This is a genomic window from Micromonospora sp. NPDC049801 (assembly GCF_040656575.1).
Taxonomy (GTDB): Bacteria; Actinomycetota; Actinomycetes; order Mycobacteriales; family Micromonosporaceae; genus Micromonospora.
In genome coordinates this window covers 24,488-35,798 of sequence record NZ_JBFAMS010000008.1, presented here as the reverse complement: position 1 = coordinate 35,798, position 11,311 = coordinate 24,488, and the positions used below count along the sequence as shown (strand labels likewise).

Genomic DNA, 11,311 nt, shown 5'->3' with positions numbered 1-11,311 from the left:
ATCCACCGGAGTTAGGGTCGGGACATGGAATTCCGACACCTGGGCCGTTCCGGCCTGATGGTCAGCGAGATCTCGTACGGCAACTGGATCACCCACGGTTCTCAGGTCGAGGAGGACGCGGCGTTCGCGTGTGTGCGGGCCGCCCTCGACGCGGGGATCACCACCTTCGACACCGCCGACGTGTACGCCGGCACCCGGGCCGAGGACGTGCTCGGCCGGGCGCTGGAGAGCGAGCGTCGCGAGGGCCTGGAGATCTTCACCAAGGTCTACTGGCCGACCGGGCCGGGTCGCAACGACCGTGGCCTGTCCCGCAAGCACATCATGGAGTCGATCAACGGCTCGCTGCGCCGGCTGCGTACCGACTACGTGGACCTCTACCAGGCCCACCGGTACGACTACAGCACGCCGCTGGAGGAGACGATGGAGGCGTTCGCCGACGTCGTGCACTCCGGCAAGGCCCACTACATCGGCGTCTCCGAGTGGACCGCCGAGCAGCTGCGCGCCGCCCACCCGCTCGCCCGGGAGCTGCACGTTCCGCTGGTCTCCAACCAACCCCAGTACTCGATGCTGTGGCGGGTCATCGAGGCCGAGGTCGTACCGGCCAGCGAGGAGCTGGGCATCGGTCAGATCGTCTGGTCGCCGATGGCGCAGGGTGTGCTCTCCGGCAAGTACCTGCCGGGGCAGCCGCCGCCCGCCGGCTCCCGCGCCACGGACGAGAAGTCGGGCGCGAACTTCATCGCCCGGTTCATGAACGACGACGTGCTCACCCGGGTGCAGCAGCTCAAGCCGCTCGCCGAGCAGGCCGGGCTGAGCATGGCCCAGCTCGCCGTGGCGTGGGTGCTGCAGAACCCGAACGTCTCGTCGGCGATCATCGGCGCGTCCCGCCCCGAGCAGGTGCACGACAACGTGAAGGCGGCCGGGGTCACGCTCGACGCCGAGCTGCTCAAGGCCATCGACGACATCGTCGAACCGGTCGTGGAGCGAGACGCGGCGAAGACCGAGTCTCCCGCACAGCGGCCCTGACGTGGGTCCGGTCCGGTCGGCGCGACAGGTTCGCGCCGACCGGACCGGTCAGCCGCACGGGCCGGGTCAGCTCAGCCGCCTCGGGCCGGGCCGGACAGCTCAGCTCTGCCAGAAACGGATCAGGTCGAGCCCGGTGGCGTACAGCCAGGACGGCAGGCCGAGCAGGTCACCGACCGCGAAGACCGCGTCGAAGAACCAGCCGCCGATGCGCGGGTTCCACAGCAGCGCGAAGAGCAGGATGAAGCCGTACGGGGCGAACAGGTCGTACATCCTGCGCCACTGTGGATTCAGCCACGGCTGGATCATGTTGCCGCCGTCCAGGCCGGGCACCGGCAGCAGGTTGAGCACGCTCGCGGTGAGTTGCAGGAACGCCAGCAGCGCCACCCCGGCCCAGAACTCGACCGGGCCGCCCGAGGTCGCGCCGAGTCGTACCGCGAGCACCAGCAGCAACGTGAACAGCACGTTTGTCGCCGGGCCGGCGAGGCTCACCAGAGTGTGCCGCAGCCGCCCCGGAATGGCGTGCCGGTCCACCCACACCGCGCCGCCGGGCAGGCCGATGCCGCCGAGCAGCACCACCACCACCGGCAGCACGATCGACAGCAGCGGGTGGGTGTACTTGAACGGGTTGAGCGTCAGGTAGCCACGGTGGGCGATGTCCCGGTCACCGGCCCGGTAGGCGACGACCGCGTGGGCGTACTCGTGCAGGCACAGCGACACCAGCCAGCCGGAGACCACGAACAGGAACACGTCGAAGCGGACGCTGCCGTAGCCGTTCCAGGCCAGCGCCCCGCTCGCCACGAAGAGCGCGACCAGGCCGAGGAAGACCGGGCTGGGCCGGAACGCCGCGCTGGGCACGCCGAGCACCAGCTTGTCGCCCGGCCGGTCGTACGCCATCACTCGGCCGTGGGCAGCAGGCTCATCCGGTACTCCACCCGGTCGTCCTCCACGAGCGCGACCGAGGTGACGCCGGACGCCGCGAGTTCACGCCAGGTCTGACCGATCCAGGATTCGGCGTCGGCCTGGCTGCCGAACGACTCCGCCGGTCCCTCGACCGTCTGGCCGTCCGTGCCCTCGTACCGCCAGCTCCACGCCATGCCGCGTCTCCCCTCGCCGCTGAAGTCCCGGTGGGACGAACCCCCGCCAGCGTAGTCGGCCCGACGCGCGACGGCCCCTCACCCGTCGCGCGAGCGCCGGGCCGGCAGGCAGAGCGACCCCGGGCGGCCTTAAGGTACGGGCATGTCCGTTGACGGGTGGAACACGGTCCTGGTGCTCGGCGGCATCCGGTCCGGCAAGTCCGAGTTCGCCGAGTCCCTGGTCGCCGACGCGCCGGTGGTCCGCTACGTCGCCACCGCGCCCGAGGGCGACCCGGAGGACACCGAGTGGGCCACCCGACTGGCGACGCACCGCGCCCGACGCCCGGGTAGCTGGACCACCGAGGAGACCGCCGGGGAGCCGCGACGGTTGGCGGACGTGCTCGCGTCCGCCGAGCCGAACGAGACGCTGCTCGTCGACGACCTGGGCGGCTGGGTGACCGTGCTGCTCGACCCGGAGCACCAGCCCGCCGACGACGTGGCCACGATCGCCGAGCTGGCCGAGGCGATCCGGGCCTGCACGGCGCGGGTGGTGCTGGTCAGCCCCGAGGTGGGACTGTCGCTGGTGCCGACGACCCCGCTGGGGCGGGCGTTCGCCGACGCGCTCGGCGCGGCGAACCGCGCGGTCGCGGACGCCTGCGACGCCGTGGTGCTGGTGCTCGCCGGCCAGCCCGCCTGGTTGAAGCCGGCAGCGGTCGTCACCTCGGCGCCGTCCACGCCGGTGGCCGCGACCGGGAGGCACGCCGTCGCCAGCGAGCTGGGCACCCCGGGCCCGGCCACTCCCAGCCTGGGTGACACCGAGCCCACGCCCGAGGTGCAGCTCCCCGAGGTGCTGACCCACACCCCACCGGTCGCGCCGAACCAGGAGCCCGGCAACCCCTGGGCCGCGCCGACGATGGCGCTGCCGATGGTGGCCACCGGACTGGTCATCCAGCCGGGCATGGAGCTGCCGATGCCCGACGAGTACGCGGGCCCGCAGGCGGTGGACCGGCTGGCCAGCCTCGACGTGCCGGGCGCCGGGCTGGGCGTCCTGGACCGGGTGGTCGGCTTCGCGGCCGCCACGCAGGGCACGTCGACCCCGTCCGCCTGGGGTTCGGTACGGGTGCTGCTGCTCAACGGCGACCACGCGGGCGGCGCGTCCGCCGGCACCGTCGCCGGCGAGTCGGCACGCCGCGCCGCGCAGGCCCGCGCCGGCCGGGGCGCGCTGGCCCGGCTGGCCGCCGAGGCGGGCGCGAGCCTCCAGGTCGTGGACACGCCGGCCGCCGCCCCGATGGAGACCCAGCCGGCGCTGGCCGGCGAGCAGGTCGAGTCGGCGCTGCGCTACGGCTGGCGGCTGGCCGAGCAGGCGGCCGACGCGGGCGTACAACTGCTGGTCCTGGGCGCCTGCGGCGCCGGCACCGAAGCGGCGGCGGCGGCCGTGCTGGCGGCCACCGCGGGCGCGGAACCGCCGTCGGTGCTGGGTCGGGTGATCACCGATTCCGGTGAGATCGACGACGCGGCCTGGATGGTCCGCTGCGCTGCCGTGCGGGACGCCCTGCACCGCACCCGCCGCTCGCCGCGCTCCGCCAAGGACGTGCTGGCCGAGTTGGGTGGCGGCGACGTGGCGGTGGCCACCGGCGTGCTGCTGGGCGCGACCGCCCGCCGGGTGCCCGTGCTGCTGGACGGGCCGGTCGGCCTGGCGGCCGGGATGATCAGCCGCGACCTGGCCGGGCAGGCCCGGCACTGGTGCCTGCTGGCCGACCACGGCCAGCACCCCGCGGTGCGGCTGGCGGCCGACGTGCTCGGCCTCACCCCCCTGCTCGACCTCCGCCTGGACCTCGGCGAGGGCGCGAACGCCCTGGTCGCGCTGCCGATGCTGCGCTCGGTGCTGGCGCTGGCCGCCGCCCTGCCGGTCCATCCGTCGCTCGGCGGCGACGCCGACCCGGACGGCACCGACGAGCCGGAGCCCGACTACGCCGACGACGAGCCGGCCTACACCGGGCCCGACTACACCGACCCGGAGTTCGTCGAGCCGGAGCCGGCCGGGCCGGGCCCCACCCGCACGGGCGGCGACGAGCAGCCGGCGTCGGGCTGGCGTGCCGGCTGAGTCGCGGTTCGTCGCGGGCGTCCGGCTCGCCGTCACCACCTTCAGCACGCTGCCGGTACGCGCCGGACGGATCGACCGCCCGGTGGCGGGTACGGCGATGGCGCTCGCCCCGGCCGTCGGCGCGCTGCTCGGCGTACTCCTGGGGGGTGTCCTGCTCCTGGCCGGCCTGCTCGCACCCCCGCTGGTCGCGGCGGGCGTGACGGTGGGGGTCGCCGCCCTGCTCACCCGGGGGCTGCACCTGGACGGGCTGGCCGACACGATGGACGCGCTCGGCTCGTACCACCGGGGCGCCGCCGCGCTGGAGATCATGAAGAAGCCGGACGTCGGACCGTTCGGTGTCGTGGCGCTGGTGGTCGTACTCCTGGTGCAGGCCGCGGCGCTCGCCGACCTGGCCGGGCGGTCGTGGCCGGCGTGCCTCGCGGCGGTGGTCGCGGCGACGGCGGCCGGCCGACTGGGCGTCACGGTGGCGTGCCGGCGGGGTGTGCCCGCCGCCCGGCCGGACGGCCTGGGCGCGCTGGTGGCCGGCACGGTCGGCCCGGCGGCCCTGACCGTGGGCGCGGTCGCCGTCGTGCTGCTGGCGGCGCCCGCGGTGCCGGGCCGCCCGTGGCAGGGGCCACTCGCCGTCGTCGCCGCGCTGGCCGTCGCCGGGGCGCTGCTGACCCACGTGGTACGCCGGCTCGGCGGGATCACCGGCGACGTGCTCGGCGCGACCGTCGAGGTGGTCACCACGCTGGTCTACCTGGGTGTGGTGCTGTCCGGCTGAAGCCGGCGCGCGCGGCCGGGTAGCGTTCGGCTCGACAGCACCGGCACGGCCACCGGGGGAACCCACATGCTCATCACGGACGACTTCCTGCCCGTACCGGTGCCGGAGTCGCTCAGCGCGACCTACCTGGTGCCGATGGCGGGGCTGCCGAAGGTCAGCGCGAAGACGGCGGTGGCGTCACTGGCCGGGCGGCTGGCCGAACCGGTGCACGGGCTCGCCACCCAGATGCTGGACAGCCCGCTGATGAGCGTGGACACCCGGCCGATCGCCGAGTTCCCCGCGCTTCCGCCGGATCTGCTCACCGCGTTCGGCGCCACGCCGGAACAGTTGGCCCGGCTGGCGGCGGCGACGCACCTGGTGGTGGTGCAGGCCGAGTACCGACCCGGTTGGCCGCCGGCACACGAGTGGGCGGCTCGGGCGGTGGCGGCGGCGGTCGCCGAGTCCGTCGACGGCGACGTGGTGGACGTCTTCGGCCTCCAGTTCCTCGACCCGGCGACCGCGCTGCGTTCCCTCCCCGACGAGCAGGGCCGGATCCGGCTCGTCGACTGGGTGCTGGTGCCGTACTCGTCGGACGCCGAGGGGTTGTGGTTCACCACGAAGGGGCTGCGTCGCTTCGGGCTGCTGGAATTGCAGACCCAGGGGGTGCCCGACCACCTCACCCGCGCCTGGGGCGCGGTGATGACCGGCGCGGCCCGTCGGCTGCTGCGGGACTGGACCGACGGCCTCAACGGCGCGGAGGTGCCCGCCTTCGTGCAGCTACCGGTGCTCGCCACGGTCACCGGGCACGACATCGCCGTCGCGTACGGCAACCCGGAGCAGCACGGCGCGACCGCCCCGGTGCTGCTGCGCCTCGAGCTGGACCCGGCGACCGACCCGGAGGCCGACTCGTTCCTGAGCCTGCGCCCACCGGCCGGGCACCCCGGCCCGGACGGTCGCTACTACGCCGCCGCCTGCGCGACCCTGTTCTCCGGCATCCAGCCGGACGTGCGCTACGCCCGCTCCGGTGACGCCATGAGCCGTGCGGTGGCCACCGCCCGCGCCGCGCTGGGTGACGCGCGGGCCCGCTTCGTCGCCGGCCGGCTGCCGACCGAGTCGCAGCTCGTCGTGAAGTACGGCCTGCCGGGCGACGACGGCCCGGAGTACGTCTGGGCGGGCGTCACCTCGTGGGAGACCCCGGAGCGGATCGTCGGCGTCAGCGCCAGCGACGCGAACACCGACGAGAGCGTCCGGATCGGCGCCCCGGTGGTCGTGGAGTCCACCGACGTCGTCGACTGGGCGGTCCTGGACGCGACCGGGGTCATCGAAGGAGGCTGGACCCAAGCCGTCCTGGACTCCGGCGAACCCCCCACCCCAACCCGCTGACCCCGGCCCCACCCTGCCCCCCCCCACCCCCACCGCCGCTCGACCTCGTTGATCAAGAGATTCGCGTCATTTTCCGGCGGGATTTTGACGCGAACCTCTTGATCAACGAGTGCGGGTGGGGCTCGTGCAGCGCGGTGGGGTGGGGGTGGGGGTTAGTGGGTTGAGGGGGTTACGAAGGGGGGTTTGGTTACGGTCAGGGGGGCGCGGCGGCCGCGGATGTCGATCTCGACCTCGGCGCCTTCGGGGAGGTTGGCGTCCGTGTCGACCAGGGCCAGGGCGATGCCCTGCTTCCTGGTGGGGCTGAAGGTGCCGCTCGTCACCACGCCGACCTGCTGGTCGCCGACGTGCAGGGTCATCCCGGGGCGCGGGATGGCGCGGTCGACGGCCACCAGGCCACGCAGCGTACGACGAGGGCCGGCGGCCTTCTCGGCACGCAGCGCGTCACGGCCCCAGAACGCCGGCTTGTCCCAGCCGACGGCCCAACCGGAGCGGGCCTGCACCGGGGTGATGTCCAACGAGAGGTCCTGCCCGTGCAGCGGGTACCCCATCTCGGTGCGCAACGTGTCCCGGGCGGCGAGGCCGCAGGCGCGCAGCTCGAACGCCTCGCCGGCGGCGAAGAGCGCGTCCCACACGGTCACCGCCTGCTCCGCCGGCACCACCAGCTCGTAGCCCAGCTCGCCGGTGTAGCCGGTACGGCAGACGGTCAGCTCCACGGCGGCGAGGCTGGCAGCGTCGAAGCTCATGTAGCCGTGCTCGGTGGGCAGGTCGAGGGCGGCGAGCAGGTCGGCGGAGCGGGGGCCCTGCACGGCCAGCACCGCGTACGCCTCGTGCTCGTCGGTGACGGTGATCCGCTCCGGCGCGGCGGCGCGCAACCGGCGTACGACCTCGGTGGTGTTCGCGGCGTTCGGGATGAGGAAGACGTGGTCGTCGGCGTACAGGTAGGCGATGATGTCGTCGACCACGCCGCCGGTGGCGTCGTCGCAGCACAGCGTGTACTGGGCGCGGCCCGGCCCGATGCGGCCCAGGTCGTTGCTGAGGCACGAGTTGACGAACTCGGCCGCTCCGGGACCGGTCACCCGGACCTTGCCCAGGTGCGACACGTCGAAGACCCCCACCGCCGTCCGCACCGCCGTGTGCTCCTTGAGCACCCCGCCGCCGGCGTACTCCAGCGGCATCTCCCAGCCCCCGAAGGGGGCGAACTTGGCGCCGGCGGCGGTGTGCCGCTCGTGCAGCGGGGAACGTCGCAGCCGGGTCGCGGCGGCGGCGGAGGTCACGTCGGTCATGGGTGGCAACTTACCGGGGGTTACGCCGCTGGTTAGCATCGGCGGGACCCCGTTGCGTGATCGACGGGACAGCCCTGACGTCCGGCGGGTAGGTTCCGCCGGAGACCTTCACCGCTGGTACGCGACGACGCGACCGGCCCGGCCCGCCCGGAGTAGCTTCAGTGACAACCCCCCGCACGACCACCCTGAGCCTGGTCGACACCGACCCGGCGGAGCTCGCCGTCGACGCGATCGTGATCGGCGTGCACAGCCAGACCGGAGAGCAGGACGCCACCAGCGGCCTCGCCGGCACCCTGCTGCTCGGCAGCGGCGCGGAGAGCATCGCCGTCGCGTTCGACGGCAAGCTGACCGAGACGCTGGCGCTGCTCGGCGCGACCGGTGGCCCGGGCGAGGTGATCAAGCTGGCCACACTGGGTACCGTCACGGCCCCACTGGTCGTCGCGGTCGGGCTCGGCCCCGAGCCGACGGGCGCCGCCCCGGCGCCGGAGACGCTGCGCCGCGCGGCTGGCGCCGCGGTGCGGGCCCTGGCGGGCGCGCCGAAGGTGGCGCTCAGCCTGCCGTTGCCCGACGACGCGGACGCGCTGGCGGCGCTGCGCGCGGTCGCCGAGGGCGCGCTGCTCGGCGGCTATCGCTTCGCCGGTTACAAGACCCGGCCGCAGCCGGCCCGGCGGGAGCCGGTGGCCGAGGTGCTCATCGCTGTTCCGGACGCCGCCGACACGGGCGCCCAGGCGGAGATCACCCGCGCGCAGGCGGTCGCCGGCGCGGTCCGGACCAGCCGGGACTGGGTGAACACCGCCCCGAACGAGCTGCGTCCCCCGTCGTTCGCCGACGCCGTGGCCGCCGCCGCCCGGGACGCCGGCCTCGGCGTCGAGGTGCTGGACGAGGCGGCGCTGGCCGCCGGCGGGTACGGCGGCATCATCGCGGTCGGGCAGGGTTCGGAGGCCCCGCCGCGGCTGGTGAAGCTCACCTACACGCCGCAGGACGCCGGCAACGGCAAGCGGGTCGCGCTGGTCGGCAAGGGCATCACCTTCGACACCGGCGGCATCTCGATCAAGCCGGCGCAGGGCATGTGGGAGATGAAGTCCGACATGGCGGGCGCCGCCGCGGTGGGTGCGGCGATGCTGGCGATCGCCGCGTTGAAGCCGAACGTGGCGGTCAGCGCGTACCTGCCGATGGCCGAGAACATGCCGTCCGGCACCAGCTACCGGCCGGGCGACGTGATCAGCATGTTCAGCGGCAAGAAGGTGGAGGTGCTCAACACCGACGCCGAGGGCCGGATGGTGCTGGCCGACGCCATCGCCCGCGCCTGCGCCGACGGCACGGACTACCTGTTCGAGACGTCCACCCTGACCGGCGGTCAGGTGATCGCGTTGGGTAAGCGGGTCGCCGGCGTCATGGGTACTCCCGAGCTGTGCGAGCGGGTCCGCACGGTCGGCGACTCGGTCGGCGAGCCGGCCTGGCCGATGCCGCTGCCGGACGACGTACGCAAGGGCATGGACTCCGACGTGGCGGACATCTCGCAGGTCAACGCGGGGATGGACCGGGCCGGGCACATGCTGCAGGGTGGCGTGTTCCTGCGCGAGTTCGTGACCGACGACGTGGCGTGGGCGCACATCGACATCGCCGGCCCGGGCTACCACTCGGGCGAGCCGACCGGCTACTGGACCAAGGGCGGCACCGGCGTGCCGGTCCGCACCCTGGTGCAGCTCGTCGAGGACGTCGCCGCCAACGGCTGAGGTGTAAGGAAGGGCCCCCTGTTAACGCCTAGCGTCTAACAGGGGGCCCTTCCTTACATGTGCTGCTCGGGGCGGCGCTTGCGGCGCTCGTTGAAGTCGCGCATCCGCTGCGGATAGCCCATCAGCCGGACGTCGTACACCGGGATGCCCATCCGGTACGCGAAGCGACGCGCGCCGTCCGGACCGTCGATGCGCCGGCGGGTCCACTCCCCGTCGTCGGCGATCAGGATGACGGTGGTCTCGGTGACCGTCGTCCGGGGCTCGATGAACGCCTCGACACCTCGCCGGCTCCGGATGAAGTTCTCCAGATGGGCCAGATCACCACGATCGGCCGCACGGTCGTGGCTCGCCACACGCGTCTGTTTGCGACGCCGGAACAACCCCACCGGACTTCTCCCCCACCTGACGTCATCGACAACGGTGCCAAGGGTACGTGTCGATGACGTGTCGTTGGGCACCTCACTACGCACCCTGTGCCCAGTGGTGACAAGATGACCGAGGTGGGGTGTGTCCGTGTTACACCTCCGTGACCCCCGATGCAGTGACGCGACCTGGGAGTTGGACGTGAGCGAGCCGAACGAAGCGACCTTCGACATTGTCATCCTCGGAGGTGGCAGCGGCGGCTACGCGACCGCGCTGCGCGCCGTCCAGCTGGGCCTGAAGGTCGCGCTGGTCGAGAAGGGCAAGCTCGGCGGGACCTGCCTGCACAACGGCTGCATCCCGACGAAGGCGCTGCTGCACGCGGCCGAGATCGCCGACCAGACCCGCGAGTCGGAGCAGTTCGGTGTGAAGGCCGAGCTGGTCGGTATCGACATGGCGGGGGTCAACTCGTACAAGGACGGCGTGATCGCCCGCCTTTACAAGGGCCTCCAGGGCATGTTGAAGGGCAACAAGTCGATCACCATCGTCGAGGGCCACGGCAAGCTCGTCGACAAGAACGTGGTCGAGGTCGACGGCAAGCGCTACACCGGCCGCAACATCGTGCTGGCCTCCGGCTCGTACGCGAAGAGCCTGCCCGGCCTCGAGGTCGACGGCGAGCGGATCATCACGAGCGACCACGCGCTGACCCTGGACCGGATCCCCTCGTCGGTGATCGTCCTCGGCGGTGGCGTGATCGGCGTCGAGTTCGCCAGCGTGTGGAAGTCCTTCGGTGTGGACGTGACGATCGTCGAGGCGCTGCCCCGGCTGGTCGCCGCCGAGGACGAGGAGTCGTCGAAGGCGTTGGAGCGGGCGTTCCGCAAGCGCAAGATCAACTTTAAGGTCGGCAAGCCGTTCGAGAAGGTCGAGAAGACCGACAACGGCGTCAAGCTGACCATTTCCGGCGGCGACACCGTCGAGGCCGAGCTGCTGCTGGTCGCGGTGGGTCGCGGTCCGAACACCGCGAACCTCGGGTACGAGGAGCAGGGCGTCAAGATGGACCGCGGCTACGTGCTGACCGACGAGCGGCTGCGCACCAGCGTGCCGAACGTCTACGCGGTCGGCGACATCGTGCCCGGCCTCCAGCTCGCGCACCGGGGCTTCCAGCAGGGCATCTTCGTCGCCGAGGAGATCGCCGGCCAGACCCCGGCCGTCATCGACGAGGTGGGCATCCCGCGCGTCACCTACTGCGACCCCGAGCTGGCGTCGGTGGGCCTGACCGAGGCGAAGGCCAAGGAGCAGTACGGCGCCGACAAGATCCAGTCGTACAACTACCCGCTCGGTGGCAACGGCAAGAGCCAGATCCTCAAGACCACCGGCTTCGTAAAGCTGGTCCGGGTCAACGACGGCCCCGTGGTCGGCGTCCACATGGTCGGCGCCCGGGTGGGTGAGCTGATCGGCGAGGCTCAGCTCATCTACAACTGGGAGGCCTACCCGGCGGAGGTCGCCCAGCTCGTGCACGCCCACCCGACCCAGAACGAGGCCCTGGGCGAGGCGCACCTGGCCCTCGCCGGCAAGCCGCTGCACGCGCACGCCTGACAAATCAACCG

At 72.9% G+C, this 11,311-nt stretch carries 10 protein-coding genes; 6 read left to right on the top strand and 4 right to left on the bottom strand.

Annotated features, from left to right (window positions below; genetic code table 11):
* The first annotated feature begins 24 nt into the window (after positions 1 to 24).
* The gene (locus AB0I89_RS16395; RefSeq protein WP_357126690.1) at positions 25 to 1,023 is read left to right on the top strand and encodes an aldo/keto reductase family protein; all 999 of its coding nucleotides are present in this window, start codon (positions 25 to 27) and stop codon (positions 1,021 to 1,023) included.
* A gap of 99 nt (positions 1,024 to 1,122) precedes the next feature.
* Here AB0I89_RS16395 and AB0I89_RS16390 read toward each other — a convergent pair whose 3' ends face one another.
* Positions 1,123 to 1,917, bottom strand: coding sequence for a site-2 protease family protein (locus tag AB0I89_RS16390; RefSeq protein WP_357126687.1), 795 nt, complete (start codon positions 1,915 to 1,917; stop codon positions 1,123 to 1,125).
* Positions 1,917 to 2,117: a hypothetical protein gene (locus AB0I89_RS16385; RefSeq protein WP_030337978.1), complete on the bottom strand. Its 201-nt coding sequence runs from the start codon at positions 2,115 to 2,117 to the stop codon at positions 1,917 to 1,919. Before AB0I89_RS16385 ends, AB0I89_RS16390 begins: the two co-directional genes overlap by 1 nt.
* Before the next feature lie 142 nt (positions 2,118 to 2,259).
* Between AB0I89_RS16385 and AB0I89_RS16380 the strand changes: the two genes are divergently transcribed.
* The 3 genes from AB0I89_RS16380 to AB0I89_RS16370 all read left to right on the top strand — a co-directional run bounded on the left by AB0I89_RS16380 (position 2,260) and on the right by AB0I89_RS16370 (position 6,325).
* A complete protein-coding gene (locus AB0I89_RS16380; protein ID WP_357126684.1) occupies positions 2,260 to 4,200 on the top strand; it encodes a bifunctional adenosylcobinamide kinase/adenosylcobinamide-phosphate guanylyltransferase in 1,941 nt (646 codons plus the stop codon).
* On the top strand, positions 4,190 to 4,963 hold the full coding sequence (locus tag AB0I89_RS16375) for an adenosylcobinamide-GDP ribazoletransferase (RefSeq protein WP_357126681.1): 774 nt from the start codon (positions 4,190 to 4,192) through the stop codon (positions 4,961 to 4,963). Before AB0I89_RS16380 ends, AB0I89_RS16375 begins: the two co-directional genes overlap by 11 nt.
* A gap of 66 nt (positions 4,964 to 5,029) precedes the next feature.
* A complete protein-coding gene (locus AB0I89_RS16370; protein WP_357126678.1) occupies positions 5,030 to 6,325 on the top strand; it encodes a DUF2314 domain-containing protein in 1,296 nt (431 codons plus the stop codon).
* Between the two features lie 152 nt (positions 6,326 to 6,477).
* On the opposite strand, the gene gcvT is transcribed toward AB0I89_RS16370, so the two are convergent.
* A complete protein-coding gene (gcvT, locus tag AB0I89_RS16365; RefSeq protein WP_357126675.1) occupies positions 6,478 to 7,608 on the bottom strand; it encodes a glycine cleavage system aminomethyltransferase GcvT in 1,131 nt (376 codons plus the stop codon).
* Positions 7,609 to 7,769: 161 nt separating this feature from the next.
* Here gcvT and AB0I89_RS16360 point away from each other — a divergent pair, with 161 nt between their 5' ends.
* Complete coding sequence (locus AB0I89_RS16360) at positions 7,770 to 9,344, top strand: leucyl aminopeptidase (protein WP_357126672.1); 1,575 nt, start codon at positions 7,770 to 7,772, stop codon at positions 9,342 to 9,344.
* A 53-nt stretch (positions 9,345 to 9,397) separates the two neighbouring features.
* On the opposite strand, the gene AB0I89_RS16355 is transcribed toward AB0I89_RS16360, so the two are convergent.
* Complete coding sequence (locus AB0I89_RS16355) at positions 9,398 to 9,730, bottom strand: hypothetical protein (protein ID WP_357126669.1); 333 nt, start codon at positions 9,728 to 9,730, stop codon at positions 9,398 to 9,400.
* A 178-nt stretch (positions 9,731 to 9,908) separates the two neighbouring features.
* On the opposite strand from AB0I89_RS16355, the gene lpdA reads away from it, so the two are divergent.
* Positions 9,909 to 11,300, top strand: a complete 1,392-nt coding sequence (lpdA, locus tag AB0I89_RS16350; RefSeq protein WP_357126666.1) for a dihydrolipoyl dehydrogenase — start codon at positions 9,909 to 9,911, stop codon at positions 11,298 to 11,300.
* Positions 11,301 to 11,311: the final 11 nt, after the last annotated feature.

Excerpts from the sequence above, each read along its gene's own strand:
- AB0I89_RS16380 (WP_357126684.1), top strand. The coding sequence starts at position 2,260 with ATGTCCGTTGACGGGTGGAACACGGTCCTGGTGCTCGGCGGCATCCGG.
- AB0I89_RS16390 (WP_357126687.1), bottom strand. The coding sequence starts at position 1,917 with ATGGCGTACGACCGGCCGGGCGACAAGCTGGTGCTCGGCGTGCCCAGC.
- AB0I89_RS16395 (WP_357126690.1), top strand. The coding sequence starts at position 25 with ATGGAATTCCGACACCTGGGCCGTTCCGGCCTGATGGTCAGCGAGATC.
- AB0I89_RS16385 (WP_030337978.1), bottom strand. The coding sequence starts at position 2,117 with ATGGCGTGGAGCTGGCGGTACGAGGGCACGGACGGCCAGACGGTCGAG.
- gcvT (WP_357126675.1), bottom strand. The coding sequence starts at position 7,608 with ATGACCGACGTGACCTCCGCCGCCGCCGCGACCCGGCTGCGACGTTCC.
- AB0I89_RS16370 (WP_357126678.1), top strand. The coding sequence starts at position 5,030 with ATGCTCATCACGGACGACTTCCTGCCCGTACCGGTGCCGGAGTCGCTC.